Here is a 26,281-nt window from a genome sequence, read left to right as displayed (position 1 = left end):
CCCCCATTCCTGTTCCTTAAAACCATCCAATCAATGAAAAACCTCTCTACCCGCTGCCTCTTATTGGTTTCGCTGGGCATTGGGCCGACCCTATTGGCGCAGGATGTAGCCAGTACCAGTGCCGTTATGTCGCAGAAGCGGCCCGCCGACGCCACCACGGTAACGGTAGCCTCGGAAGGCCGAACCCTCGACCTGATTTTGCGCGATCTCGAGCAACAGACTTCCTACACGTTTGTGTACAGCAACGAACTCTTCCGGCAGCTCAGGCCCTCCCTGGTGGCGGTTCGGCAACCACTACATGCCGTGCTGGCTTCGCTCCTGAGCCCGTTGCGCGTTGCCTACCAGACTGTTGGCAATCAAATCATTCTTTCCAATGCCGACCGGGTGATTAGCGGTCAGGTAACCGATGCCAAAACCGGCGAAGGGCTACCCGGCGTAAACGTTACCATCAAAAGCACAAACCGGGGTACGACAACCGACAGCCAGGGCAATTATCGGATCAGTCTGCCCGAGCAGTCGGTCACCCTCGTCTTCAGCTACGTCGGGTATGCCCCCCAGGAAGTAGCAGTCGGCCGCCAGACGAACCTGGCCGTGCAGTTGGTTGCCGACGAGCGATCGCTGAATGAGGTACAGGTGGTGGCTTTCGGTGAGCAACGTACCCGCGACCTGACCGGCTCTTTTGCATCGGTCAAGGCCGCCGACATCCGGCTGAGTACCGCCGTCAGCCCCGACGTAGCCCTGCAGGGCCGCACTCCGGGCGTACAGATCACGCAGGCCGGCGGAACACCCGGCGGAGCCGTACGCATCAATGTTCGAGGGGTAGCCTCGATCAACTCCAACTCGCAGCCGCTGATCGTGGTAGACGGTGTACCGATTCTGACCGGGGCCTTCGGGGCCGGCGGAGTAGCCATGAACCCGTTATCCGAAATTAACCCGGACGACATCGAGAGCATGGAAATTCTGAAAGATGCGTCGGCGTCCGTACTGTTCGGGTCCAGAGCCGCCAATGGTGTTCTGCTGATTACCACCAAAAAAGGAAAGAAAGGAAAGCCCCGGTTCGACATCAGCTATCAGGAGGGCGTCAACACGGCGACCAACCGCATCGACCTGGTCGATACTGGAGCCGACTATCTAAATATTCTGAAACGGTCGGCCCGTAATAACGTACGGGCCGGACTCAATCCCCAATCGACCAACCTGGTCAGCCTGCTTCCCACGGGAATTCTGCGCGGCACCCTGGCTCCGGCGCTGGACCCGCGGCTGGTCGACTCGACTACGCTTTATAACACACAAACCAACTGGCTCGATCAGGTACTGCGCCAGGGGCGATTCAGGCAGGCTACACTGGGGGTAAGCGCTGGCACCAACAAGCTGTCGGCCTACGTGAGCGGTTCGTACCGGGGTGAAGACGGCATCCTGGTTGGGCAGTCGTTTCAGCGGGTCAGCGGCCGGACTAACGTCACCTACACGCCCGTCCGTTTCCTGTCGATGGGCGTCAACCTGTCGGCCAACGGTATCGAAACCAACAACGTGCCCATCAACAACTCGTTCCGGTATGCGCTGGGCGGAGCGTTGCCAGCCTACCCGGTTCAACTGCCAGACGGCTCGTTCTTCAACGGGATTGCCAACGGGACGAACAACACCATCAGCATCGGGACCAACCCCGTTTTTTTCCGCAACAACTACACGGATGTAGCCAGAACGTTTCGCAGCACCAACACCGGCTTTCTGGATATCAAGCCCCTGCCCGGCCTGAGCATCCGGACCGAAGCCGGCTACGACTACCAGCGTACCCGCGCCGATGTTCTTCAGAACCAGACCCTGTATCCAACGGGGATTGTAGGTGCCGAACGGGGTGGAAACGGACGCGCCGAAAACCGCGTCGTTACCAACCGAACGTTCAACCTGAACAACCTCGTCAGCTACACCCGTGTACTGGGCAAAGAGCACCGATTAACGGTTCTGGCCGGTAACAATCTGCAAAGTACCCGCTCCGACAATGCCACCTACATTACGGAAAACGTGCCGGAGGGGGCAATACGGGGGCTCGATACGGCCCGCTCGGTCGTGTATGACAACGAAATTTCGTTCCGCTTCGTCTCGTACTTCGGCCGTCTGAATTACGCTTTCCGCGACCGGTATCTGGTCGAGGTCAGCGCCCGAACCGACGGATCGAGCCGCTTCGGACCGGGTAATCGCTGGGCCACCTTCCCCGGCGCATCGGTGGGCTGGATCATCAGCGACGAAGAGTTTTTACGGAACGCATCGATCATCAACTTCCTGAAACTCCGCGCCAGCTACGGGTTGACGGGCAATGCCGAAATCGGTAATTTCTCCTGGCAGAAAGTTTTCACCTACGTTGGTTACAACGCGGCTATCTACGGCGGGGTGCAGGGTGGGCAGTTCACCAGCCCCGGCAACCGCGCCCTCGGCTGGGAGTCGACCCGTCAGCTGGATCTCGGTGCCGACTTCCGGATTCTGGGCAATCGCCTGACTGGCACGATCGACTATTACAACAAAATATCGGACGGACTACTGCTCGATTATTCGCTCGGACCACTGGCCGGCACCATCAACAACGTCATGACAATCAACCTGGGCTCGGTCCGGAACCGGGGCGTTGAGTTCAGCATCAGTTCGCGCAATATCGAACGGAAAAACTTCCGCTGGTCAACCGACTTCAATATTGCCCGCAACGAGAACCGGGTGTTGAGCACCTACGACGCGCCTTTTCTCAACTTCCCCTCGCAGCTGGTAAACGGCCCCAACATTGCCACCCCGGGCTATCCGCTGGGCAACTATTACATGGCCCAGTTTGCGGGTTTCGACCCCGTAACGGGCAATGAGCTCTTCTACGAGCGCGATCGGTCGGTCTTTGCCAATACGGGCCAGACCGTTCGGACGGGTAACCTCTGGGACGGCACGATCAACAACCAGGCAGGGGTTAACCAGTTCATTCTCGAGAACCGTACGCCCTACCCAACCTTTTTTGGCGGCCTGACCAACACCGTGCAGGTTGGCCGGTTCGACCTAAGTGCGTTGATCTATTTTCAGGTTGGCAACTGGATCTATGATCAGGGCGAACGCGCCCAGAGCTATCCGTTCACGGGGCAGGTGCTGCGCCAGACGATTCCGGGCATCGGCAACGTACAACAGGCCATTCGTCAGGGCGACAATACCGCGCTGGACCGCCTGCAGTGGGCGTCGAACATGCGGGGGGCCGAGTCGACCCGGTTCCTGCACAACGGCTCCTTCGGGCGGCTCAAGAACGTGCAGATCGGCTATAGCCTCTCTCCCGAAACCGCCCGCAAGCTGAAGCTTCGTAGCCTCCGGGTTACGCTGACGGGCCAGAACCTGTTTACCGTCACCAAATTTCCGGGCTGGGACCCCGAAGTATTCCGGAACGGCGGGGCCGACGGGGCCAATGCCAACCTCTCCCCCGGCCTGACCAGCAACGATTTACCGCAGGTAAAAACCTATCAGATCGGACTTAACGTCAGTTTCTAACCCACTGAACACTAGCACTATGAAATATATACTCTCCCTATTTGTCCTGTTCGCGCTGGCTGGCTGCGAAAAGTACCTGGATGAGGTTTCTTCCAAACAACTGATTCAGGCGCAGAATGTCAGAACGGTTCAGGAGCTGGACATTCTGATGACCGGCGCCTATGCCGGTATTGCCCGAAACGTGGCCTTTGGCGGAAACGCGCTGATTATTGGCGAAACCTTTGCCGATCTGGTGGCGGTGAACAACACGAACTACCGCACCAGCCCCGGCCGGTCGTCGCGGGTCTATACCTGGACCCATCGTGAGGAAGACTACGGATTCCAGGCCGAATTTTTACAGTGGAGTACGTTTGGGCTCAACAATGCCAACAACGTGCTGGAAATTTTGCGGGGTGGTCAGGTCCAGACGCCCGGCGAGACCAACCCCCGGCTCGATATTACCCAGCAACGCAACCGGCTTGAGGGAGAAGCGCGCTTTATCCGGGCCATGTGCGTATTCGAGCAGATGCGGCTGATTGCATACCCCTGGGGCTACACGCCCGACAATAGCCACCCCGGCCCCATTGCGTCGTACCGCTCGCTGTCAGAATTTGGCGATCTGTCGTTTCCCCGACTCAGTGTGAAAGCGGGTTATGACTCCGTACTGACGGACCTGCGACTGGCCGAGCGGCTACTTCCCGATAGCTACGACCCGGCCCGCCACCTGCCCGACTACCAGCCCCGCGCCAATAAACATGCCGCACAGGCATTGCTGGCACGCGTCTATTTTCAGCAGGACAACGTAGACAGCTGTCTGGCCGTTTGCAACCGACTTCTGGGTTCAGGCACCAACTACCGGTTTCCGCTCGTAGCCGGCAATCAGATGCTGACCAGTCTTTTTCAACGTACGGGCATCACCCCAACAACCAATGCCTCCAGCCGCGACGAAGTTATTTTTGAGCTGGTCAACGTGGCAGGCCGTAACGTACAAAGCACCAACAGCGCCCCCATCCGAACCCATTACGTACTGCAATCGCCCTATACGACGGCGCAGCTGGCCAACGTCAACACGCTTACCAGCGGGCCTAACCTGCGCCTGAGTCAGCGATTCAAAACCCTGGCCAGCTTTGACCGGGCCCGCGACCTGCGCTACCGAACCCTGATCGATACGAGTCAGGCCACTACAGCAGCTACCCTCTGGAACAGCCCCAACCGCCTGTGGTTTCCGCGAAAGTGGGGCGTTCAGGGCACCACCAATCTGGGTCCGGCTCAGGGTGTCAACTCAAACGTAGTTCTTTATCGGTCGGCTGAGTTTATTCTGATGCGGGCCGAGATGAACGCGCGCAAAAGTAATACCGCAGCCGCACTGGCCGACCTGAACGCCATTCGGGTGCGGGCCGGACTACCCGCCCTGGCTACCGCCCCCGCCGATCTGCTGGCCGACATCCGGACCGAGATGGTGCGCGAACTCTTCGCCGAAGGCCAGCGGATTCATGACCTCAAGCGCCGGAAAGAATCCGTCGATCCAGCCGACCGGACCCTATCGCCCGGTTCGGTCGACTGCACCGTAGCTGGCTGTCAACCCGTTCCGTGGAACAGCCGCTTCACCGTATTCGTGGTGCCCCAGACCGTGCTGGACCGAAACCCGCTGATGGTACAAAATGACTAAACGAACTGAACCCGATACTCTTCATGAAAGCACTACTTCTTTTGCTGACGACCGTAGCGCTGGCGGCCTGCCAGGACGATGCCTTACCCGCCCTCAGTTCGGGCGACGATGCTCTCAAAACACAGCTACGCGGGGTCTGGCTACCCAACCAGCTCCAGATCAAATACCAGGTTGGGCTCATTCCGAACCAGCGCGACACAACCATTACGATAACCCCCACTACGGCTCCGCTGCTGGTAGCGACCCGGCCCAACGTGATTATGCCATTTACCGACACCCTGTACATCGGCACTGTAGCAACGGCCCGCATCGACACGTTCTTTACCCGCAACCGGGGCCTTCGCCAGCAGGGTAATTTCTTCCTGACCACGGGAGTCGACAACGGAGCCGGGGTGCTGCGCGTGGCCCGACCGACGTACACGCGTGGAACCCTGACCCGCTGGAATTATGATTTCGTTTTCCACGGAACGGTGCTGCCCAACGCCCAGAACCAACCCGCCTACAGCTACACCAGCTACCCCAACTATCCGCTCACTATCCGGGAAGTAAGCAGCAACCGGCTGGTCATTAGCTTCCAGACAACGGGAAACATCAATAACCTGCCGCAGGCAGCTATTACCCCGGCCAACCAGAACCTGAATACAACCTGGGCGGGTCGAGTGGGCCTGATTACTGCAACCTTCACTAAACAATAGCCCGGCGTTTTCTGCATGCGTACCCGTTTTTTCTGGCTTTGGAGTTTACTGAGTGCCGGCGCCATGGCGCAGCCTCGCCCGACAAACGACCCGTTCCTGCACCGGCTGTACGATCGGCTGCACGAGTCGCCGGTACAAACCAAATACCGAACCATTGCTCCTATGCCCATCGGGGCGGTTTATGTGCAGCAGCCCGGCGAAGGCGAAGCTGAGATGCGGGCCCATTTCCGCACCATGAAACAACTGGGGTTCAACGCCCTCAAGCAGATCATGACTGTACCGGGCTGGACCATCGAGCAGGTTCAGCTGATTGCGCTCGAGGAAGGGATTATTCCCTGGTGGTATGGCGAAGGGGGCTGGCAAAGCATCACCCCTGCGCTGCTCAAAACCCTCGCCATTCCTGTCAACACCCCCATAGCTGAAGTTCGGCAACACCCACGCATGCTGGCCTACCAGCAGGAGCTGTTACGCCAGCGTATCCTGAAAAGCGATGCGCTGATGAAAGCAACGGGGAAGCCGCTCAAAGACCGGAGTGTGGCCTACGAGCCGGAACTGGGCGGGCGCGGATTCGACCTGACCGATCGCGGCAAACAGCTGTTCAGGCAGTGGGTACGGCAGCAGTACGGCACCATTGAGCGGCTGAACCAGGTCTGGAATCAGCACCACGCCGGGCTGCAAGCCGGCGAAGGCGATCCGTTTTCATCCTGGGATGATTTTGAGAAGCGCTACGGCCAGCTTAGCAACAAAGAATACCGGCACCTGCACGATATTCTTAACTTCAAGGTAGAACACAGCCTCGAAAGCATCCGGCAAACCTGCGAACGCTTCCGCGCCTTCGACTCCAGCGCCGTATTCAGGGGCGGGGGCGAGATAGGCCTGTTTCATCCGCTGGCGTGGTATGGTGTTGACCTCGAACGCGTGGCGGATCTGATGACCCGGTACGGTTCGTTTTACCCCTCCATCCATTTTGCCTGGCATTACGGCGAAGTCAATTACGAACTCGTTCGGCCATTCTACATGCAGGCCTCGCTGGCCAACGACTTCTTCAAGGGGGGCTGGGCCGCTACCTGGGAGTCGACCGGTGGGCCGCAGCAGTTCAGCGGTGGTCGGGGCGGAGCCGACTTTACCGTTGACGAGGGAACGATTACCCAGTTTCTGCTGAGCCAGATTGCGGCTGGTTTCCGGGGCTGGGGGGCCTGGGCCTGGAACGCCCGCACGGCTGGCTGGGAAGCGGGCGAATACGCCCTGCTCGACCGGCACAACCAGGTAACAGCCCGCGCCGTCCGGATGGGACAGATTGGGCAGGCCGCCAACCGCTACCGCGACGAGCTGTGGGCCGCCCATAAAGAACCGACTGTGGGGGTACTTTACGACTGGCATAACGAAGCCACCTGGGCCGCCATGAGCGAGTCGGGCCGGGAAGAGTTTCGGCTGCGGCCGATGCAGGCCAGAGTCGGCATCAGCCGGGCGCTCATCAACGCCAACATCCCGTTCGAATACGTCACGACGCCCGACCTGGCCAAAGGACTGGGTGGCCGCTATCGGGTTCTTTACGTACCGGCCCAGGTCAGCCTCAGCCACGATTTGGTCCGTCAGCTGGGTGAGTACGCCAGGCAGGGCGGCCGGTTGGTGATGGATGTACCGTCGGGATATTATGATGAGTTTACCGCGCTGCTGCCAACGAGGGCGGGTAGCGAATTTGAGCAGTTGACCGGGGTTACCATCCGCGACTATCAGGGGTCGGGCGTCAACCGGACGTACCGGCTCGGCACCACGCCTGTTTTGGGAATGATTGCCACATTGCAACCGACCACGGCCCACGTCGTGAGCCGATTTGACAATGGCCAGCCCGCCATTACCGAACAAACAGCCGGCCGCGGAACAGCCGTGGTGCTGGGCTACGAAGCCGCCCGGATGTGCTTCAGGCCGGGGCATACCGATTCCGAAAACCAGTTGATCAGCCAGGTTCTGGGCACCAGCCAGCCGCCCTATCGCTGTACCGATGCCATTGTGTACCGGCTGGCGGCACCCGCGGCCGACCATTACTTTTTTATCAACGATGGTCCGGCCCGCACGGCTTCCCTGACTACGGGTGCGATCCGGTACAAAGCCGCTGTGGACGCCCTGACAAACGAACCAATCGATCTGAACCGCCCTGTTGCGCTCGACGCCAACAGTAGCCGATGGATACGGGCCATCCGCTGATACGAACCCATTGCACGAATACAACCCATTGCTATGCAGATGTTCTCTCAGAACCGACGTTTATTTCTTCAGCAGGCGGCAACGCTGAGCCTGGGTGCCGCTGCGGGTCTATCGACCTCAGCCCAGGCCGCCCCGGCATCAGCCGTTGCGACACCGCCCACCGACACACCCCAGCCTACCGACGTACAGAAACGCTGGATGGACCTCAAATTCGGCATGTTCGTGCATTTTGGCATCAATACCTACTACGACACCGAATGGAGCGATGGCACGCTCGACCCCGTCCGGTTCAACCCCACCCAGCTCGATACGGACCAGTGGTGCCGCGTTGCCAAAGCAGCAGGCATGAACTACATCGTCTTCATTACCAAGCACCACGACGGCTTCTGCCTCTGGCCCAGCCAGTACACCCGCTACTCGGTGGCGTCGACCCCGTTCGGGCGCGATGTGCTTCAGCTGGCCGTAGCATCGGCACGCAAGCATGGCCTGAAGGTCGGCCTTTATTATTCGCTCTGGGACCGTCACGAGAAAACGCACGACACCGACGACTGGGCCTATGTCGACTTCATGAAAAAGCAGCTGCATGAACTGCTTACGAACTACGGCGACATTGTGGAGCTATGGTTCGATGGCTTCTGGAAGAAACAGAAAACGGGCTGGACCAAAAAAGGGGAAATCGAGGGCGAGCTGGCGCCCAAAGACGCCCGGGCCAACCGGGATGAAGCCTTCATAAATGCCTGGCGGAACGAGGGAGCCTACCGCTGGCAAATGGATCATGTGTATCAATACATCAAATCGCTCCAGCCTGATTGTCTGGTGATGAACAACTCCACTACGGCCTACCCGGGGGTGCCGTTGCATCCAGTCGACATTCGCAGTGGCGAGAAATACACCCGCCCCACCACCGATCAGAAAGTATGGAACTGGCTGGGCCGCGACCGGTTTCTGCCCATGCAGATCGAAACCACGATGTCGACAAAGGGCGATAAGCAGTTTCCGTCGGGCAACTGGTTCTGGCACGAATGGGATCATTCCGTAGCCTCGAAAGAACAGATAAAGGGCTGGCTGAGTATAGCCGGCCAGATGCAGGCCAACCTGTTGCTGAACGTGGGGCCGATGGCCAGCGGCCGGTTACGCCCCGAAGATGAGCAGGTGCTGCTGTCGCTCTACCCCTGACGCCGTCGTTCGATGGCGTCACGAACGCGGGCGGCACTTTCGTAATCTTCCTTCCGGATAATTCTGGCCAGTAAGTCCTCCAGTTCGGCAAGGGTGTACTCCGCGTATGATCCTTTTTTATCCCGGACTTTATCGTCGGGGTAATAGCCGGTCAGCTCCAGAACGGCCTGGGTAACTAACACCGGACAGCTGGCCCGCACGGCCATCGCGATCGCATCAGACGGGCGGGCATCGATCTGAAGCGGCCCCAGTGGTCCGTCGAGATATAACTGGGCAAAGAATACGTAATCGCTATCGACCCGATCGATCAGTACTTTGGTGAGCCGGGTTTCGAGCCGTTCGAGTGTCTGGTGAAACAGGTCATGGGTCATGGGTCTGACCGGGTTCATCTTCTCCATAGCCATAGCGATTGCCTGCGCTTCGGCCGGCCCGATGATGAGCGGTATTCGTCGTTTGCTGTGGGCATCCTCCAGCATCAGTGCATAGTTGCCCGGCTTCGACAGGCTTTCCGACAGCGCCACGATGCTCAGTTCAATCGTCTCCATGCTCCTGATTTCGTTGAATAAACTGGCACAACTCCCCTATATCCGTAAAGGGTGAAATTACGAATCCTTCGGCACTGAGCCGGTACAGATCGCGCGCTTCTACTTCAATCTCGAAGCCGTTCTGGAGGTAGATATGCCGCCCGACCAGCTGCCGTACCTCTAGTTTCATTTCCTGTAAGGCATACAGGACAAAGTCTGTCTCATCATAGGTATGCATCAGCCCGCCAGGTTTTCGTAAAGCACCTGTATACCCAACCCAATACACAACCCGGCCGATACAACGATCAGCCCCGTACGAACCCCCGGTCTGGTCGTCAGCCGCACCGAAAACGGAATGCTAAACGCACTGGCGGCTACCATCATACCAGCCATCGACCCCAGGCCGAACAGCAGCAGGTATACCAGCCCGGCCCCTGCGTCCCTGATCTGGGTGAGTACCGACAGTATCAACGCCCCGCTACCGGCCAGACCGTGTACCAGTCCAACACCATACGCAAGCCGGTGGGTATGCGGCTGGATTTGGCCGTTGTGAAGATGGGTATGTCCAACCGCCGACCCGTCGGGCGCCATCCGCAGCCGATACAACCGAACCATGCCCAGAACGACCAGCATCAGGCCCACCCCGGCCTCCAGGTAGCGAAACGTGTCTGCCTGGCTGGCAACGCGCCCGGCGATAAATACGATACCCACCAGCAGAATAGTCGAGGTATGACCCAGCCCCCAGAACGCGCCATCTTTCAGCGACAGCCAGATATTATTCCGTTGGGTGACGATGCTGCTTACCGCCACCAGATGATCAGCTTCGAACGCATGCGTAAACCCAATCGCCAGGGCTAATAAGAAAGGGAGCAGAATGTCCATGCTACTGGTTAGTTATCAAGTTCCGTTTTATCTATCGGCGGTCCGTGCGGTCGGCGCCGTCACCTGTACCCGCACCAGCTCAGCTTATCCCCAACCAACCCAGCACAACGCGGTGGTTACCCGTATCGGCAATGGCCATGCAATCTCCATCGATGCAGATCGAGAAAGGCCAGTATAGCTGCCGATCCGTGCCGAAGCGGGTGTTGCCGTTTTCGCTGCCAGTCTGAAAGTTGGCGTGCCCGATCAGTCCATCGGCCAGTGGGTTACTGGCGCACGGCACCCGTTCGAACCAGAGCAGTCGGCTATTGCCGGTGTCGGCTACAAAAAGGCCTTTTTGGTAGAAAAAAGCATCGTAAGTCCAGCTCAGCGTATGCTGCTCCGGGCTAAGCCGAAACTGATTCTGCCCGTTGGCCTCGAAATCGGGTTGGCCGACCAGCGCATCGGCGGGCTGCGTAAACGCTGAATGCCAGTCGTTCCAGAGCAGCGTCCGGTAGTACTGCGTATCGGCAATGGCCAGCTGCCCGTCTGGGCCGACCCGCACCGAATAGGGCCAGACGGGCTCGCGGTTTTCATAATCCCGCCCGGTAAAATCCGGCTTGCCAATAACCCCGTCGGCGCGGGCGAACGATTCAGTTGGCATTTGTTCATAAAACAATACCCGCCGGTTACCGGTATCTGCAATCCAGAGCCGCTCACCATCCGAAAAAACACCGTAGGGCCAGTTAAGCGACTGCGCGCTCGGCGCCGTTCCGATGCTCCCCACGTTGGGCTGATTACCGCTGAAAGCAGGCTGCCCCAGCACCACATCGGCCGGTTGGCCCGAATAGGTCGGGAACGAGAGCCAGATCAGGACGCGATGGTTCCAGGCATCGGCCACCACCAGCCGCTCCCCATCAGACCACAGCCCCGACGGATACTGCAACGTGCCGGCTCCGGTGCTGCCACCGGCATTACGACCCGTATCGGCCGAATCGGGCTGGCCCAGTACCAGATCAGGTTCGGCAAATTCTGTTTTGGGCAGTCGATGCCAGATGAAAACCCGATTTTGACCGGTGTCGGCTACAAAAAGCTTACTGCCAGCCAGCCAGACCCCACGCGGAGCCAGAAACGGGTTACCCAAGCCACCCCGAAACACACGGCTATCGGTCAGCAGGGGTGCCAGATTCAGTAGCGAGGCTGGTGGTGGCTGGCTGGTCATGGATTAGCAGATTCGGGGAAGTTGTTCGCCTACCAGCATACTCACCACCCGGCGACCACCAATCCGGCTGGTGAGGACAACCTGACCTGGATGCTCGGTGGTGATACTACCCATAATGGCGGCCGACTCGCCATAGGGCAGCGTTTGCAGCCTGCCTACGAATCGCTCGGCGACGTCGGCCGCGACGATAGCCAGAAAAACGCCTTCGTTCGCTACGTACAGCGGGTCGAGCCCCAGCAGTTCGCAGGCACCGGCGACCTCTTCCAGAACGGGCAGACTGGCCTGCTGGATGTCGATGCCGATCCGGGCCGCGCCACTATTGCGGTCACGGGCAATCTCGTTAAGCACCGTTGCCACCCCCCCCCGCGTTGGGTCGCGCAGCAAGTGAATAGATGGGCCAAATTCATCGAGCAAGGTCTGAACAGTATGGTTCAGGGGAGCGGTGTCGCTTTGCAGGCTGGTTTCAAATTCCAGTCCTTCGCGCACCGACATAATGGCCATGCCGTGGGTGGCGATGTTGCCGCTCACGATGAGTTTATCGCCCGGCTGTACGCAGCCAACGCTGATATCGGCTTTCGGGTGAAGCGTTCCGATACCCGCCGTATTGATAAAAATCCGGTCGCCTTTGCCGCGCTCTACTACTTTGGTATCGCCCGTAACGATTTGCACACCGGCCCGATCAGCGGCTGTTTTTATACTGACCAGCACCTCCCAGAACTCGCTCATGGTCAGCCCCTCTTCCAGGATAAAACTGAGCGACAGATAACGGGGTATGGCTCCGCACATGGCCAGGTCATTGACGGTTCCGTTAACGGCCAGCTCGCCAATGGTACCGCCCGGAAAGAACGGGGGCGAAATCACGTAACTGTCCGTCGTAAAAGCGGTCTTGCCCGTCAGATTGAGAATAGCGCCGTCGTGGTGCGTATCGAGCAGGGGATTTTTGAGCAGGTCGAACACACCCGCTTCGAGCAGTTTATGGGTGAGGGTACCTCCGCTTCCGTGGCCGAGCGTGATAACATCGAAATCCAGTTTGGGCATCGGGCAGGTAAGTTGCATAGCGTATCGGGTGGGTAGTACGAGGAACGGAAGAATGGAAACGAACTCAACCTCATTCGACACAGTCACTCAGGGCTGACGAAAAATGATAATAAGCCGCGCAGGCTCCCTCCGACGAGACCATAGGCGCACCCAGCGGACGTTCTGGATTACAGCGGGTGCCAAACTCGGTGCATTCGTTCGGCTTCCGGATTCCTTTCAGCACCAGACCGGCAATGCAATCGGAGCACTCGGGCACTTTGGGGATAGACACCGAAAACTTGCGGTTCGCGTCGAAGCGGGCCAGCTCCCGACGTACCTCCCAGCCACTCCGGGGAATGGTACCGATACCGCGCCACTCCCGGTCGACGACCTCGAACACCTGGTCAATAACCCGTCGGGCATCGGGATTGCCTTCGGCCCGCACCACGCGGGTATACTGGTTTTCGAGCTTGTGCTCACCTCGTTCCAGCTGCCGGATGGTCATCAGGATACCGTGCAGCAGATCGACCGGTTCGAAACCCGTTACCACGATGGGAAGCCGGTATCGCTCGGCCAGCGGGGCGTATTCGCCGGTGCCCATAATGGTACATACGTGGCCTGCTGCCAGAAATGCCTGAATGTTCGTATCAGGGTCGTTCATCACGGCTTCCATGGCGGGAGGCACCAGCACGTGCGAGGCCAGGATCGAGTAGTTCGTCAACCCCAGCTGTCGGGCCTGTACCACCGACAGCGCATTGGCCGGGGCCGTTGTCTCGAACCCCACCGCGAAGAACACTACCTCCCGATTAGGGTTGTCGCGGGCCAGCCGGACGGCTTCCAGTGGCGAGTAAAGGATACGAACATCGGCCCCACCGGCTTTGGCTTCGAGCAGGCTCCTGCCGGAGCCGGGCACCCGAATCATGTCGCCGAATGAGCACAGCATAACCCCTTTTTCTTCGGCCAGGTATACGGCTTTATCGATCAGGTTAACCGGAGTGACGCAGACCGGACAGCCCGGTCCGTGTACCATCGTGACCGATTCGGGCAGCAGGTTCAGGATGCCGTTCTTGACGAGGCTGTGGGTTTGGCCGCCACACACTTCCATGATTGTCCAGGGGCGGGTAACGGTACGATGAATTTCCTGCACGTACTGGTCCACCTGGTCGGGGTCGCGGTATTCGCTGAGGTGTTTCATCAGTGGTTACGGTCAATCTGGCTGCTCTCTACCAACTCGTCCAGCTCCCCTATCTCGGCCAGGTACTGGAACGACTTCCGGGCCTCTTCTTCGTCAACAACGCTAATGGCTACGCCCACATGCACCAGAACATAGTCTCCCACGTCGGCATGAGGGACCATGTCCAGACTGGCTTCTTTCGTGATGCCGCCAAACGACACCTGGGCCATACGTACCAGCCCATCGTACTGGTATCCAATGGATTTTATTTTACCGGGAATGGCTAAGCACATAATCAGTTTCGGTTTGTACAGGTGAGAATCGGTCCGGTTGCAGGGTAGATCGGATCAGCTGCCCGAACGAAATGCATTCGTCGTTGGGCGAGAGCTGCCGGTGGAAATAAAGTTGGTAAGCAGCGTCCAGGTCGTACCGGAGCCAGTCGACCAGCAGGGCATTCTGAAATACGCCCCCACTAAACGCCAGCTGATGCACACCCTCACACCGGGCTACCGCCGATACCGTAGCCACAAGGGTGGCATGAAACCGGGCGGCTATCGCAGCGGTGGGTTTTCCGGCCAGCACGTCGGCTATGACCCCGCCAATAATAGACCGGGTTGGTACAGTCGGCCCTGCCCACGACACCGGCAGGTACGACCGCGCGGCCCGGAAGCCGTATTGCCGCACGTAACGGCCAGCCTGTTCTTCGAGCAGGAGAGCGGCTTCGCCCTCGTAGCTTACCCGATCAGCCAGCCCCACCAAAGCCGCTACGGCATCGAACAAACGACCTACGCTGCTGGTCGAGAGCCGATGCGCGGGCAGCATTTTATGGTACAACGTCCACTCGGCAGGGGTGAATTTTTGGTGAAGCAGGGCAGCGGCACCGGGCATTTCGTAGGCTAGCGACAAGGCAGACAACCGGGGTTCGCGGGGCATTTTATCGCCCAGCAAAGCCGGGAAATAATCGAAATGGGTAACCCGGTGAACTATTCCATCCTGGTACGACATAAACTCACCGCCCCATATTTGTCCGTCGGTGCCATAGCCGGTGCCGTCCCAGATAACACCCAGAACGGGATCGGGAATGGTGAGTAGGTCATTCTCGGCGAGTACAGCCGCCAGATGCGCTTCGTGATGCTGCACCAGCGTAAGCGGAATACCCCAGCCAGCCGCCAGTTCGCGAGCCAGCTGCGTGGAGAAATACCCGTCGTGCTGATCGGCCACCAGCCGATCGGGCCGGGCGTCGAACAGGCGCAGGAAATGATGCAGGGTAGCGCGAAAATTGGTTTGTGTATCGTAGCTCTCCAGATCACCCAGATACTGGCTGATGTAGGTATTGCCCCGAAGCTGCCAGGCAAATGTGCCCTTCAGCGAGGCTCCCAGGGCCAGTATATTCGCCGACGTTGCACCGGACTCGCCCAGAAACGTTGGCGCAAATCCCCGCGATCGGCGTATCATAATTGGTTGCCGGTACACCCGCGACAGACGCACAACCGAGTCGTCCTGCGGCACCATAATGGTCCGGTTGTGGGTCAGGACATAATCGGCCACGGCCGGTAGCTGACCAGTGGCCTGCTCGTCGGTATACGCAATGGGCGACCCACTGATGTTACCGCTGGTGGCCACCAGCGGCCGGTTAAACTGCTGGGCCAGCAGGGCTAACAGGGGCGCGTAGGGTAGTAGGACACCCAATTGCCCCAGACCGGGGGCCAGAGCCTCCCAGGCCAGCTGCGAGGCTGGTTCGGCCAGTATGTCGAGAAGGACAATGGGGGACGCTGACCTTTGCAACCAGCTTAGCTCGTCGGTCCGACACGAGCAATCCTGCCGAATTGCCTCCGCCGAGGGGTACATCACCGCCAGGGGTTTCGTTGGGCGATGCTTCCGTCGGCGAAGCTGAGCAATAGCGTCGGGGCTGGCGGCATCGCACAGCAGCAGGTACCCGCCTATTCCTTTTACCGCAACCGTATGTCCGGCTTTTATCTGCGCCACCGCCTGCTCAATGACTGTCGTCTGATCGGCTGAGACGCATTGCCCCGCCTGGTCGTACAGGCTCATCGTAACGGCACAGTCTGGGCAGGAATTGGTTTGTGCGTAGTACCGACGGTTTGCGGGATCGTGATATTCAGCTTCGCAGGCAGCACACATACCAAAGTCGGCCATCGTTGTAGCCGGGCGGTCATACGGCAACGCATGGCTGATTGAATACCGCGGTCCGCAGTGCGTACAGGTCGTAAAGGCGTAGTTGAACCGACGGCTAACCGAATCCATCAGCTCCGTCCGGCAGGTATCGCACAAGGCCAGGTCGGGGGTCAGGAGTAAGGACGCCTGCCCCTCCGACCGGCTGTGGATGATCGAGAAATCCGGATAAAGAAGAGGAGTGGTTGGGTTTACTTTTATGGACTGGATACGAGCCAATTCAGGTGCTTCGGCCTGTATTCGTTTCTTAAACTGTTGGGCAGTCTCGGCGTCTGCATTCAGGTAGACATGGACACCATCGGGGCCGTTGCTGACGGTACCGGTGAGGCTCATGGCGCGCGCCAGTTGCCAGACGAAGGGCCTGAACCCCACTCCCTGAACCAGGCCGGTGATATGCAGATGAAACGTCATGAGTTATGTACCGCTGTATGCCGGGAGGTCGTTTACAGAATGAATTGGCAATCAGGCAGCCGGACTGGTCAATACCCCTTTTTTCTCGGCTACTTTGGTTAGCAGCCAGTCGCACCAGGCATCGATCCCTTCGCCGGTCAGGCTGGAAATGGTCAGTACGTCAATATCCGGATTCACCTCGCGGGCGTCCTGAACTACGTTGGCTACGCTGAAGGGTACGTACGGGAGCAGATCGGCTTTCGAGACCACCATCAGCTCGCTGGTCAGGAACATACGCGGGTACTTTTTGGGTTTGTCGTCTCCTTCGGTGGATGCCAGCAGGGTAACGCGCAGGTCTTCGCCCAGATCGAACGCAGCCGGGCAAACCAGGTTGCCCACGTTTTCGATGAAAAGCAGATCGACTCCCGTCAGATCGATATGATCCAGCGCCTGATAGATCATCTGGGCTTCGATGTGGCACATACCGCCCGTAACGATTTGCAGCGCGTTGATGCCTACCTCCCGCATCCGGATAGCGTCGCGTTCGGTTTCTGGATCACCGACCAGAACGGCCATGTTGAGCCGGTCGCGCAGGCGCTTACCGGTTTCCTGCATGAGGGTGGTTTTGCCGCTCCCCGGCGATGAACAGACGTTGATGACGAGTATGTCGGGCAGGCGGTCGCGTATGGCCCGGGCCACGAAATCATTTACCTTGAGCAGGTTAAGCGTTGTATTTTCGCACTGTACAGACCCGACAGAGGCCTGATTGGATTTCGGTTTTACGGTGGTCATGGCTGGTTGTTATTAGCTGGCTGAAAACCAGGTGGCGGGCCGAACGGGCATGTCCCACCCGATACCCACAGTGAGTCAGTCAGTTCCGGGTACTCAATCGTCAAATTCTACTTTACTGATCAGCAGCTCTTCGCCCTGTATGACGTTGCGACTGGGTTTGCCACACGTACAGATGAATCGATACTGTTGCACCTGGGTTGTTTTTCCGCAGTCGTCGCAGCGGATCAGAATCGGCAGCACCTCAACGTGCAGACTCGTCTGCTGGTACCGGGGCTCATCTGCCACCACGGCCTGAAACGCGTTCTGCATCAGGATAGGCTGCACGTTGGCCAGCAGCCCCGCCTTCAGATAGATACCCCGAACCCGGTCCATATCAGCCGGAAACTCATCCTCGAGCGTCCGGAGAATAGTCCGGACCAGCGATATCTCGTGCATAGGACAACTGGTAATGGGTAAAATTAATCTTTGATTAGTGAAAGATACGTAAAACGAACACCCAATTAGAAAAATATTTCTAATTGTATCAAAGAAAGACATTGCTTGGTAGCACCGGCCCTTAGACAGATAAAATATCCTGTTGAATATCAGCCAGTTTAAGCAGATGCTGATCAGCCTCCCGAATCAGGTTTTCGTCCTCGACCAGCCTGCTGACCTCCCGAGCCTTTCGGACCATATCCGCATAGAGAGTTCGTTGGTGCTGCGGATCATCTTCACCTACGTACCAGCCCGCTTCGAGGTAATTCAGAATAGTCAGCGCCCGCTCATACGGATATCGGTCTGCCGTACGGATCGTCAGCGCATCGCGGTACAGCCCAATGGCTTTGGCATAATTATCAGATCGGGCCGCCTGCGGATAGCTGGTCATGGCATTGGCGAAGTGGTTGCAGATTGTGGCGTATTCGTACGGAAACGCTTCTTTAGTATAGTAGGCCAGCGCGTGTTTGAACGAACTCGACGATATAGCGGCCCAGATACCTTTCTTGCGGGCTTCGTCGGGAATTTTGGCGTAGATCACGCCCAGATGATGCTGAATATCGGCAAAGATGGCGGGGGCGTTTTGCTGGGTAAACAGCTTGAGCGCTTCCTGATACGCTTCCATGGCCGGCCGGTAAAATTGCGGATTACCATGCTGCGCCCAGGTATACAGTAGAATGCCTTTCCGGTACTGGGCGTTAGCCACCAGTTCGGGCAACTCTTCTTCCCGAAACAGGTTGATGGCGCGGCTCAGGTAGCCCAGCGCTTCGGCGAAGCTGTTCTGAAAATTAGCCACCTGAGCCGCGTCGAGGAGCAACATGCCCACCTGCGGCAGCCGGTGCTGCCCTTCGTAATGTTGCAGCACCCGCCATAAACCGTCTTTGGTTTGGGTCAGCAGCGCTTCGTCGTACGGAACGGTGAGCTGCTGCAGCCAGATACTCGTCTGCACAGCCAGCAACTCGATTGCGGCATCGGTAGAGAGACCCGCTTTGGCAACCTCCGTTATCAGCTGATCGGCTTCGGCAAGCTGACCCAGGTCGGCCAGAAAGGTAGCATAATGGCGGGTCGTGAATGCCCGGTGCCCGGCGTCGGGCGCCTGGCTGATAGCTGCCTGGTAGGCCTGTCGGATGGTTTCTTCGGGTGTATCGATGAGTCCGTAGTGAGCCGCTACGGCTCGGTTATGCCACCGCCGATAGTGGTCAAAACTCCCGGACCCGTTGACGGGTGCAGCCGGCAATTCGACCGAAACGCCCGCCTGTAGCCGGTTGATCAGGTCAAGGGCGTCGGCCAGATGACGGTCGTATTGGGCGTGTTCGTATACATTCTCCCAGTTGCCGAGGTAAAGGTACACAACAGCCAGCAGCGTATCAGGTGTACAGCGCAGGGGGCTGGGCAACAGTACGGGCGGCAAGCGCTGCGCCCAGTCGAGGGGTAGCTCGATGGTTTCCTCCCGAATGGTCAGGCTGTCGGGCGGGGCATCCGATAAGGAGCATACCTTTATCAGTTCGTTCAGGCGAAACTCGGCATCTATAATGGATTGAACACTCGTCGGATTATCGGTAGCCAGGGTCAGATAAATCATAATGAGTCAGAAACGCTAGAGGTGAACGGATAGAATACCCGTCGTCTTCAGGTCGTAGGTGAGTTCCCGGTCGGTATCGTCGATGTCGTGATCGATCAGGATCTCTCGCAGGAGTATTGTTTTGTCGCCCAGCAGGTTCCGGTCTTTCAGTACGACCCAGTCAGTTTTATGTATCTTCTCGAAAAACGCTTTCGATTTGCCGGCAACCAGTAAGGTCTGCCGGTCGGGATAGTACACCAGACTCACCTGCGGATCGTTACCGAAAGCCGTCCTGACCACCGATGCATCGATATGCAGGTGGCTGTTTTTCAGTCGTACCATTGGTCAATGATATCATGTGATGGCTGTTCACGCTGCTGCCGAATCGGGGATTCAGCCCGGAACCATATCGCCCAGAATCAGGTCAACGACCCGATCGCCGGCGGCCCGGACCGATTCGGAGAGGTCAACGTCCAGGCGGGTATTGTCGACTGCAATCAGGTAGACCTGTACATCGTCGGGGTACTGATCGCGCAGGATTTTGCGGGCATACGACAGCGCCTGGTCCCACTTGAGGCTGTGCAAAAACACCATCGGATCATCCTGAATGGCCGCTTCCACTGCCTGGGCCGGTACTTTGTAAAGCGTACCCGGTGGTTCGCCGGTGTTTACGACGGCATCAACGATCAGGATGCGCTCGTGGCCCTGCAGCTGGAACAGTACCTCGAAAGCCGACGTACCCATGTCGAACAAACTGACGTCATCGACCGACCCGAGCGTGGCCCGGAGCCGGTCGATGACGTAGCAGCCAATCCCGTCGTCGCTCCGAACGGGATTCCCAAAACCCATGATGGCGGTTTTCATAGATGAGCAATTGAGTGCATGAGTGATGGCGTGACGCTGGACTGGGCCACTCATTCACAATTTAAAGTTGGCTAGCTCCTTGCCGGACTGGGCATCGTGGGCATGAACAGTACAAACCAGGCACGAATCGAACGAGCGGGCCACCATACCGACCTCAACGGGGTCGTGTGGGTCTTCGATTTCAGTGCCTTCCAGCGCGGCTTCGATCGGGCCGGGGTTACCCCGGTCGTCGTTGGGACCAACGTTCCAGGTAGTGGGTGCCATAACCTGGTAGTTCTTGATCACGCCATTTTCGATCTCGATCCAGTGGGCCAGCGCGCCCCGGGCCGCTTCGGTGGCGCCAAATCCTTTACCGTCCTTTTCTTCGGGCTTGATGTAAAACTCGCTGTTCAGATCGATCTGCCGAAGCCATTCATCAATCAGCGTATACAGCCGCGGAGCCTCGTGCAGCCGTGCCAGGGTACGGGTAAACACGTTAGCGCCCAGCTGCTTGTATACATCGCCGAAGAGCGGATCATAGATTTGATGAGACAGTAGATTGTCGGGGTTCGCGTTCATGAGCACCCGCGACAGTGGACCGGCTTCAGCCGCATAGTCCATGTAGCGGGGCGCCTTCGACCAGCTGTATTTCCCGCCAAAATCGGTACTGTGCAGGTTCTGCGACGGCAGGGGCGTTGGCAATGGCTCTTCCCAGGGGTGTGCCGGGGGTACATCCTCAAACCAGGTGTGCAGCACGTGCTCCTTAATTTTCATATGGTCGAACACGCTGTAATTCGTGCCGTCGAAGAAGCCGCTCCGGCTGATAAGAGCCGCGTTTCGTCCATCGACCGTTGGTTTCTGGTAGTGGTCTTTATGCAGATAGGTCCCGTAGGCAACGAATTTGCCGACGCCCTGGCCAAACTTGTGCAGGCCAAACTCCAGGCTAGCCCTCACAAACAGGCCCAGGTCGGAGTTGCGCTGCGATTCGTTCTCGTCAATATACGCCAGCAAGTCGTCCCAGCTTTTTACCTGCATATACCGCTCGATGGGGGCGCCCAGCCAGATACTCTCGAGCCAGTCTTTCCGAAACTGGTTCATGATGGCGTGGGCCCGGGTAACGTCCTTGAGTGTGGGCGCGCACATAACCCCACCCGGTACCATATAGCTGGAGTGCGGCCACTGACCCCCGAAGAGAGCATACACCTCTACGGGTCTGCCGCTGGCCGTTACTCCTTTCTGAAACGAGGTTCCCACGTAGGCCGCAAACCGGCGAACGACCTCATCGTAGAGCGGCTTGTTGGCAAACTTCTTATTGGCCATATCGGTAGCAAAAATGGCATAGAACCAGCGCGGAATACTCTGAATGGTTTCCGTTGCCTGACCAATGGCCCGCAGCAGCAACGCGTTGGGCGGCAGGGTGGTTTGCCAGGCCGTGTCGAGCGCCGACGAAGCGCAGTACAGGTGCGAACCGCCACAGATGCCACAGATACGGGGAGTGACGATCAGGCCCGACTGCGGGTCTTTGCCTTCCATGATTTTCTCAAAACCCCGGAACATGGCCGCCTGCGTGTGCGCCCGCGTTACCACGCCATCTTCCATATATACTTTTACGTCGAGGTCGCCCTCAACCCGCCCTACGGGCGAAATATTCAGTTCTTTCTGGGTTGCCATTGTTGGTCGTTCTTTACGGAGTGAATGCATGAATGAACCGCCCACAGGTCGCTAGCAGCGCAACCGGCGGGTTACGCCAATCACGCAACGGTTCATTATTTGGATGAATCGAACTGGGGTTGCTTTACACCGATGGTGCGCTCGGTACCGGAGACCACTTTTTCGAAACCAGCCCGTAGGTAATAGCCTAGTTTAGAAGTGCCGGTGGGGGTGTCTTTAGGCAGGAAGCCGAGGTAATGCATGGTTTTAAAGACACTCCCTTTCTGAAGGTCATGATGCGGAAAACCCGGCTCCGTACAGCCCAGGCAGGGATGGTTAGCGCGGGTTTTGCTCGACTGCCGGTTCCAGAGAATCCGGTTGCAGCTGGCGCGGGTCATGGGACCCCGGCACCCCACTTCGTAGAACAGGCAACCGCCCCGCTTGCCAAAGCCACCGTCAACTTTCTGGGCAAAGCTGATGACGTTGGTACAGCCGGTCTGTACAAAATCCGTAAAAAATGTCTTGGGGCGGTGGTAATCGTCGAGCAGCACATCGCCGATCCGCCCCGTTGCAATGGCGACCAGTATCTGGGTAATCCAGTCGGGGTGGGCCGGGCAGCCGGGAATGTTGATTACGGGCAGACCTCCCTTCGATACGTAGTTCGCTCCCAGAAAACCGCCCTTCGCTGTTTTCAGAAACTGCATTCCGGTCGATTCGCTCGGGTTGGGAGCCACCGCCGGAATACCGCCCCAGGTGGCGCAGTCGCCTATAGCCACCACGTATCCTACCACTTTAGAGAGTTCCAGGACCCAGTCTTTCATAGGCCGCTCGCAGAAGTAGTTCATCGTACCGGTATTCTTCGGCCCCTGAATGATACTCCCTTCATAAACGAGGATGTCACACTGTACCCGGCCAGCCAGAATGTCCTGCAGCAGATGCGTGACCTGATCGCCGATTTCCAAACCGATGGACGGATGCCATAGAATATTGACGCCGAAATCGGTCACCAGATCGACGACCGTCGGTTCTTCGGCGTTCAGGAACGACATAGTATTGCCACTACACGCGCCCCCCTGCAGCCAGAGTACATTAGCCATGAAAGTACGGGTTTAAGTACAGTTAATTATTGAACTATATGAAGCACAAATGTAATTTTTATTTTTAATTAGAAAAATTTTTCTAATTCTTTTTCACGACGATACCTACCTCGCTGTCAGCAGGTTTCAGGGCTAATCGATGGTAAAACGGGGGCTTGTGGCTAGTAGCTCAGCAGGGGCACCACGTCGGCCTGGTATTCGGCCAGGCCCTGCTCGGTGAAATAAGGCCGGATATGACTCCAGACGGTCTGTTTGTAACTTGTTTCGGTGCTGTGCAGCCCGCGCATGGTGTTGAAGATCGGCGAAAAAACCAGCGACATCCAGAGCGACTGCGCCAGCTGATCGTAAAAACCGGGTGTCGGTTCGGGCTTGAGCACCTCCCGTTGCTGATGGAACAGAAGCCAGCTTCGGAGCTGAAGCAGCATTTTATTGACTGCCTGCTGCCAGGCCACCGTATGATCGCCCGGGGTGGTGCTGGCTTTGAAAAATTCGGCCAGGTAGAACTGATTGGCCTGGAAAAACTGGTAATACAAGCTCAGCTGCTGATCAAAGTCGGCCAGCTCGGGGCTTTGCAGGTACTGCCGAAATATATGGCTGAACTCGTCGATGACCTGTTCATAAACCGATTCGATGATAGCATCTTTCGATTTGTAATGGTAGGCCAGATTACCAACACTGATCCCGATCTCTTCCGCAATCTGCTGTAACCGTACGGCATCGACGCCATATTCGTTGAAGAGTTTGACGGATGCATTCAGGATACGTTGCTTGGTAGACAGCATAGCAAATGTTGGATCAGTTGAGACAGGGGTTAAGCTGATCGGCCGAAACGGTCAGGGTACCGCGCTGGTCTTTGGCCGCCAGTCGACGCATAAAATGAGCCTGCTGAGCCGCCCGCTTCGGACAGACATGGGAGGTAATATGCCGCTTCAGAAATTTGAGCGGGTTATAAATGGATGCGAACAGCAGATCGACCTGCCACTCCCCTTTCGACCGGGTCAGCTGTTCGATAACGGCCGTATCGGCCAGCCACTGGTCGTTGCTGTACAGGTGAAAATCGGACAGATTTCCTTTTCGTTCGGTAAAATGCAGGTTGTTGATACCCGCCAGCAGGTTAGCATAGGCAGCCTGGTCGATACTAAACGGCTTTTTTCTCATACGCAATGGCAGTGAAGCGGGTAATGAAGGAGCTAAAGTACAACTATAATAAACGTTTGCCTAACCCCGCCGTTAAAAACCAGCCTGCAACGAAACCGCTGACAGTCAAACCAATGCGCCCTAAGAGCCGGGACTAGACCAGCGCGAACAGGTCCTGTACGCCCAGCATACGCTTTGTTACAAAACCTTCTCCAAATTCAGCGCCAATCATGTGTCCATGTTCGCGGGTGCGGGCTTCGAGAAACTTCATAAACGGCTCACCCGAAATGTAGCTCTGCGGCTCGTTGCTGTCCGGATTGAAAAACTGACTTTTGTAGGCTTTGATTGCCGCTATTTTCTGATCCCAGTAAGTCGAAATATCGACTACGAAATCGGGACGGAGCGAGCGATCCTGAATAAAGTGATAAATGAAATCAGGGCGATGGGCTTCCTGCGGCTGGCCGTCTTTGTCCACTGTTTTGATCTGCCGAAGGCCCGCATAGAAACAGGCTTCAACGACCAGCTGCGCAGCCCGGCCATGGTCGGGATGGCGATCGTCGGGCGTATTGGTCAGTACAATTTTGGGGCGGTAGTGCCGAATAATGGGGATCAGCGCCATCTGGTGTTCTTCGTCATTGCGGAAGAAACCATCGCGAAACCCCATGTTCTCCCGGGCCGACAGCTTCATGAGCCGGGCTCCTTCGGCCGCTTCCTGCAACCGGATCTGTGGCGTGCCACGGGTACCCAGTTCGCCCTGGGTCAGGTCAACGCCTGCCACCGTTCGGCCTTTTTCAATCAGCGACAGCACGGTACCGGCGCAGGTCATTTCAATATCATCGGGGTGGGCGGCTATGGCCAGTACATCTACGATCATGGGGCAGTGTGTGAACAAAAAACGTTGTTCAGATCGGGGGTCGTTAACTAGTCTATCAATCATTGTTGGCGGATTTTTGTTCACGAGCAATCCGCTGCCCTGTCATTTTATCGGCGAAACCCGTTATTTTGGCGGTAGCCATCCCACTCACTCATGTCATACAAAGCCCTGGCCCTTCAACTAGCCTGCCAGACCGTTAACACCTTCCAGACCCGCGATGAAGCCGAAGCGGCCATGCTTAGGACCATCGAACGCCTTGAACAACAGATTGCCGCTTCTATCAACTTCATCGGCAAAGACACCCTGCTGGTCGTAGTACCCGAGTCTTTCCTGACGGGCCCACCGCTTAGCGAAACCACGGAACAGTGGCGCGAAAAAGCCGCCCTCGAGATCGACGGACGCGTATACGAGGCTCTGGGCGCTATGGTACAGCGGCAGCAAATCTATTTTTCGGGCAACGTTTACGAACAGGATGCTTTTTTTCCGGAACTGTACTTTCAGACCAGCTTCATCATGGGTCCTAACGGCGATGTGCTGCTGCGCTACCGGCGACTGAACGCCATGTACACCCCCACGCCCCACGATGTCTGGGAACTGTATCTGGATGCGTACGGTTACGATTCCCTTTTCCCGGTTGTCAAAACAAACATCGGAACCCTGGCCTGCATTGCCTCCGACGAGATTCTGTTTCCGGAAGTAGCCCGTTGCCTGACCATGCGCGGAGCCGAAGTGCTCCTGCACGCTACGGCCGACGTGAGCAGCCCGTTGGTTAGTCCGAAAAATGTAGCTAAACAGGCCAGAGCCATCGAGAATATGGCCTACGTTGTATCGGCTAACGCGGGCGGAGTCATCGATAGCCCGATTCCGTCGGCAACCCATAACGGTGGGTCCAAAATCATTGACCCCCGCGGTATGATCCTGGCCGAAGCCGCCCAGGGCGAGAGTCTGGCGGCCACCGCCGATATTGACCTGGCAGCCCTGCGCGAGTTCCGGCAACGGCCCGCAGCCGGCAACCTGCTGGCCCGCCAGCGCAATGAATTGTACGCCCAGAGCTACGCCCAGACCAGCATCTACCCCCCCGACACCCTGCTGAGTCAACCCGCCGAACGCCCCCACTTTGTTCGAACACAGCAGGAAGTGATCAAAAAACTCTACTCCTGATTCATTCAACCGAAAAAGGTCCTGCCGGGACCTTTTTCAGTTTTCCGGACAAACCGGTAACTGGCCAGACCCATGCGCCAAAC

Annotated in this window: 24 protein-coding genes; 6 read left to right on the top strand and 18 right to left on the bottom strand. The window is 57.6% G+C overall.

What is annotated here, in order from left to right:
* The first annotated feature begins 33 nt into the window (after positions 1–33).
* From FBR45_RS06315 to FBR45_RS06295, 5 genes are read left to right on the top strand one after another with little or no spacing between them, the layout of a single operon-like run.
* The gene (locus FBR45_RS06315) at positions 34–3,507 is read left to right on the top strand and encodes a SusC/RagA family TonB-linked outer membrane protein (RefSeq protein WP_138500362.1); all 3,474 of its coding nucleotides are present in this window, start codon (positions 34–36) and stop codon (positions 3,505–3,507) included.
* 19 nt (positions 3,508–3,526) lie between these two features.
* Positions 3,527–5,155 (top strand): RagB/SusD family nutrient uptake outer membrane protein, encoded by a 1,629-nt coding sequence (locus FBR45_RS06310; RefSeq protein WP_138500361.1) that lies wholly within the window; start codon positions 3,527–3,529, stop codon positions 5,153–5,155.
* A gap of 23 nt (positions 5,156–5,178) precedes the next feature.
* Positions 5,179–5,850, top strand: coding sequence for a hypothetical protein (locus FBR45_RS06305; RefSeq protein WP_138500359.1), 672 nt, complete (start codon positions 5,179–5,181; stop codon positions 5,848–5,850).
* Between the two features lie 15 nt (positions 5,851–5,865).
* Positions 5,866–8,055: a beta-galactosidase trimerization domain-containing protein gene (locus tag FBR45_RS06300; protein ID WP_138500357.1), complete on the top strand. Its 2,190-nt coding sequence runs from the start codon at positions 5,866–5,868 to the stop codon at positions 8,053–8,055.
* Positions 8,056–8,088: 33 nt separating this feature from the next.
* Positions 8,089–9,231, top strand: a complete 1,143-nt coding sequence (locus tag FBR45_RS06295) for an alpha-L-fucosidase (RefSeq protein WP_138500355.1) — start codon at positions 8,089–8,091, stop codon at positions 9,229–9,231.
* On the opposite strand, the gene FBR45_RS06290 is transcribed toward FBR45_RS06295, so the two are convergent.
* The 18 genes from FBR45_RS06290 to bshB1 form a co-directional block, all read right to left on the bottom strand.
* Entirely contained in the window at positions 9,222–9,776 is a 555-nt protein-coding gene (locus tag FBR45_RS06290) for a bifunctional nuclease family protein (RefSeq protein WP_138500353.1), read from the bottom strand. The two genes, FBR45_RS06295 and FBR45_RS06290, sit on opposite strands and share 10 nt — an antisense overlap.
* A complete protein-coding gene (locus FBR45_RS06285; RefSeq protein WP_138500351.1) occupies positions 9,763–9,993 on the bottom strand; it encodes a hypothetical protein in 231 nt (76 codons plus the stop codon). The genes FBR45_RS06290 and FBR45_RS06285 overlap by 14 nt, the downstream gene beginning before the upstream one ends.
* On the bottom strand, positions 9,993–10,637 hold the full coding sequence (locus FBR45_RS06280) for an urease accessory protein (RefSeq protein WP_138500349.1): 645 nt from the start codon (positions 10,635–10,637) through the stop codon (positions 9,993–9,995). The genes FBR45_RS06285 and FBR45_RS06280 overlap by 1 nt, the downstream gene beginning before the upstream one ends.
* Before the next feature lie 79 nt (positions 10,638–10,716).
* Positions 10,717–11,835, bottom strand: coding sequence for an NHL repeat-containing protein (locus tag FBR45_RS06275; RefSeq protein ID WP_138500347.1), 1,119 nt, complete (start codon positions 11,833–11,835; stop codon positions 10,717–10,719).
* A gap of 3 nt (positions 11,836–11,838) precedes the next feature.
* Entirely contained in the window at positions 11,839–12,891 is a 1,053-nt protein-coding gene (gene hypE, locus FBR45_RS06270) for a hydrogenase expression/formation protein HypE (protein ID WP_246082125.1), read from the bottom strand.
* Positions 12,892–12,943: 52 nt separating this feature from the next.
* Positions 12,944–14,047 carry a hydrogenase formation protein HypD gene (gene hypD, locus FBR45_RS06265; protein ID WP_138500345.1) on the bottom strand — a complete coding sequence of 368 codons (1,104 nt, stop codon included), beginning with the start codon at positions 14,045–14,047 and terminating at the stop codon, positions 12,944–12,946.
* A complete protein-coding gene (locus FBR45_RS06260; RefSeq protein ID WP_138500343.1) occupies positions 14,047–14,319 on the bottom strand; it encodes a HypC/HybG/HupF family hydrogenase formation chaperone in 273 nt (90 codons plus the stop codon). Before FBR45_RS06260 ends, hypD begins: the two co-directional genes overlap by 1 nt.
* Positions 14,297–16,630 (bottom strand): carbamoyltransferase HypF, encoded by a 2,334-nt coding sequence (hypF, locus tag FBR45_RS06255; RefSeq protein ID WP_138500341.1) that lies wholly within the window; start codon positions 16,628–16,630, stop codon positions 14,297–14,299. The genes FBR45_RS06260 and hypF overlap by 23 nt, the downstream gene beginning before the upstream one ends.
* A 51-nt stretch (positions 16,631–16,681) precedes the next feature.
* Positions 16,682–17,401, bottom strand: coding sequence for a hydrogenase nickel incorporation protein HypB (gene hypB / locus FBR45_RS06250; protein WP_138500339.1), 720 nt, complete (start codon positions 17,399–17,401; stop codon positions 16,682–16,684).
* 93 nt (positions 17,402–17,494) lie between these two features.
* A complete protein-coding gene (locus FBR45_RS06245; protein ID WP_138500337.1) occupies positions 17,495–17,836 on the bottom strand; it encodes a hydrogenase maturation nickel metallochaperone HypA/HybF in 342 nt (113 codons plus the stop codon).
* A 121-nt stretch (positions 17,837–17,957) separates the two neighbouring features.
* Positions 17,958–19,457, bottom strand: a complete 1,500-nt coding sequence (locus FBR45_RS06240) for a tetratricopeptide repeat protein (protein WP_138500335.1) — start codon at positions 19,455–19,457, stop codon at positions 17,958–17,960.
* 15 nt (positions 19,458–19,472) lie between these two features.
* The gene (locus FBR45_RS06235; protein ID WP_138500333.1) at positions 19,473–19,778 is read right to left on the bottom strand and encodes a hypothetical protein; all 306 of its coding nucleotides are present in this window, start codon (positions 19,776–19,778) and stop codon (positions 19,473–19,475) included.
* 51 nt (positions 19,779–19,829) lie between these two features.
* The gene (locus FBR45_RS06230) at positions 19,830–20,300 is read right to left on the bottom strand and encodes a hydrogenase maturation protease (protein ID WP_138500331.1); all 471 of its coding nucleotides are present in this window, start codon (positions 20,298–20,300) and stop codon (positions 19,830–19,832) included.
* A 54-nt stretch (positions 20,301–20,354) separates the two neighbouring features.
* Entirely contained in the window at positions 20,355–21,950 is a 1,596-nt protein-coding gene (locus FBR45_RS06225; protein ID WP_138500329.1) for a nickel-dependent hydrogenase large subunit, read from the bottom strand.
* A 95-nt stretch (positions 21,951–22,045) separates the two neighbouring features.
* Positions 22,046–23,026, bottom strand: a complete 981-nt coding sequence (locus FBR45_RS06220) for an NADH-quinone oxidoreductase subunit B family protein (protein WP_138500327.1) — start codon at positions 23,024–23,026, stop codon at positions 22,046–22,048.
* 161 nt (positions 23,027–23,187) lie between these two features.
* Positions 23,188–23,808 (bottom strand): TetR/AcrR family transcriptional regulator, encoded by a 621-nt coding sequence (locus FBR45_RS06215; RefSeq protein WP_138500325.1) that lies wholly within the window; start codon positions 23,806–23,808, stop codon positions 23,188–23,190.
* Positions 23,809–23,821: 13 nt separating this feature from the next.
* The gene (locus tag FBR45_RS06210) at positions 23,822–24,184 is read right to left on the bottom strand and encodes a hypothetical protein (protein WP_077920306.1); all 363 of its coding nucleotides are present in this window, start codon (positions 24,182–24,184) and stop codon (positions 23,822–23,824) included.
* A gap of 133 nt (positions 24,185–24,317) precedes the next feature.
* Positions 24,318–25,037: a bacillithiol biosynthesis deacetylase BshB1 gene (bshB1, locus tag FBR45_RS06205; protein WP_138500323.1), complete on the bottom strand. Its 720-nt coding sequence runs from the start codon at positions 25,035–25,037 to the stop codon at positions 24,318–24,320.
* Positions 25,038–25,190: 153 nt separating this feature from the next.
* Between bshB1 and FBR45_RS06200 the strand changes: the two genes are divergently transcribed.
* The gene (locus FBR45_RS06200) at positions 25,191–26,198 is read left to right on the top strand and encodes a nitrilase-related carbon-nitrogen hydrolase (RefSeq protein WP_138500321.1); all 1,008 of its coding nucleotides are present in this window, start codon (positions 25,191–25,193) and stop codon (positions 26,196–26,198) included.
* Positions 26,199–26,281: the final 83 nt, after the last annotated feature.

The sequence above is a fragment of the Spirosoma lacussanchae genome (genome assembly GCF_005870035.1).
Lineage (GTDB): Bacteria > Bacteroidota > Bacteroidia > Cytophagales > Spirosomataceae > Spirosoma > Spirosoma lacussanchae.
The sequence above is the reverse complement of the archived record's forward strand: the minus strand, read 5'-3'. Positions and strand labels throughout refer to the sequence as shown.

Excerpts from the sequence above, each read along its gene's own strand:
- FBR45_RS06315 (WP_138500362.1), top strand. The coding sequence starts at position 34 with ATGAAAAACCTCTCTACCCGCTGCCTCTTATTGGTTTCGCTGGGCATT.
- FBR45_RS06310 (WP_138500361.1), top strand. The coding sequence starts at position 3,527 with ATGAAATATATACTCTCCCTATTTGTCCTGTTCGCGCTGGCTGGCTGC.
- FBR45_RS06305 (WP_138500359.1), top strand. The coding sequence starts at position 5,179 with ATGAAAGCACTACTTCTTTTGCTGACGACCGTAGCGCTGGCGGCCTGC.
- FBR45_RS06300 (WP_138500357.1), top strand. The coding sequence starts at position 5,866 with ATGCGTACCCGTTTTTTCTGGCTTTGGAGTTTACTGAGTGCCGGCGCC.
- FBR45_RS06295 (WP_138500355.1), top strand. The coding sequence starts at position 8,089 with ATGCAGATGTTCTCTCAGAACCGACGTTTATTTCTTCAGCAGGCGGCA.
- FBR45_RS06290 (WP_138500353.1), bottom strand. The coding sequence starts at position 9,776 with ATGGAGACGATTGAACTGAGCATCGTGGCGCTGTCGGAAAGCCTGTCG.
- FBR45_RS06285 (WP_138500351.1), bottom strand. The coding sequence starts at position 9,993 with ATGCATACCTATGATGAGACAGACTTTGTCCTGTATGCCTTACAGGAA.
- FBR45_RS06280 (WP_138500349.1), bottom strand. The coding sequence starts at position 10,637 with ATGGACATTCTGCTCCCTTTCTTATTAGCCCTGGCGATTGGGTTTACG.
- FBR45_RS06275 (WP_138500347.1), bottom strand. The coding sequence starts at position 11,835 with ATGACCAGCCAGCCACCACCAGCCTCGCTACTGAATCTGGCACCCCTG.
- hypE (WP_246082125.1), bottom strand. The coding sequence starts at position 12,891 with ATGCAACTTACCTGCCCGATGCCCAAACTGGATTTCGATGTTATCACG.
- hypD (WP_138500345.1), bottom strand. The coding sequence starts at position 14,047 with ATGAAACACCTCAGCGAATACCGCGACCCCGACCAGGTGGACCAGTAC.
- FBR45_RS06260 (WP_138500343.1), bottom strand. The coding sequence starts at position 14,319 with ATGTGCTTAGCCATTCCCGGTAAAATAAAATCCATTGGATACCAGTAC.
- hypF (WP_138500341.1), bottom strand. The coding sequence starts at position 16,630 with ATGACGTTTCATCTGCATATCACCGGCCTGGTTCAGGGAGTGGGGTTC.
- hypB (WP_138500339.1), bottom strand. The coding sequence starts at position 17,401 with ATGACCACCGTAAAACCGAAATCCAATCAGGCCTCTGTCGGGTCTGTA.
- FBR45_RS06245 (WP_138500337.1), bottom strand. The coding sequence starts at position 17,836 with ATGCACGAGATATCGCTGGTCCGGACTATTCTCCGGACGCTCGAGGAT.
- FBR45_RS06240 (WP_138500335.1), bottom strand. The coding sequence starts at position 19,457 with ATGATTTATCTGACCCTGGCTACCGATAATCCGACGAGTGTTCAATCC.
- FBR45_RS06235 (WP_138500333.1), bottom strand. The coding sequence starts at position 19,778 with ATGGTACGACTGAAAAACAGCCACCTGCATATCGATGCATCGGTGGTC.
- FBR45_RS06230 (WP_138500331.1), bottom strand. The coding sequence starts at position 20,300 with ATGAAAACCGCCATCATGGGTTTTGGGAATCCCGTTCGGAGCGACGAC.
- FBR45_RS06225 (WP_138500329.1), bottom strand. The coding sequence starts at position 21,950 with ATGGCAACCCAGAAAGAACTGAATATTTCGCCCGTAGGGCGGGTTGAG.
- FBR45_RS06220 (WP_138500327.1), bottom strand. The coding sequence starts at position 23,026 with ATGGCTAATGTACTCTGGCTGCAGGGGGGCGCGTGTAGTGGCAATACT.
- FBR45_RS06215 (WP_138500325.1), bottom strand. The coding sequence starts at position 23,808 with ATGCTGTCTACCAAGCAACGTATCCTGAATGCATCCGTCAAACTCTTC.
- FBR45_RS06210 (WP_077920306.1), bottom strand. The coding sequence starts at position 24,184 with ATGAGAAAAAAGCCGTTTAGTATCGACCAGGCTGCCTATGCTAACCTG.
- bshB1 (WP_138500323.1), bottom strand. The coding sequence starts at position 25,037 with ATGATCGTAGATGTACTGGCCATAGCCGCCCACCCCGATGATATTGAA.
- FBR45_RS06200 (WP_138500321.1), top strand. The coding sequence starts at position 25,191 with ATGTCATACAAAGCCCTGGCCCTTCAACTAGCCTGCCAGACCGTTAAC.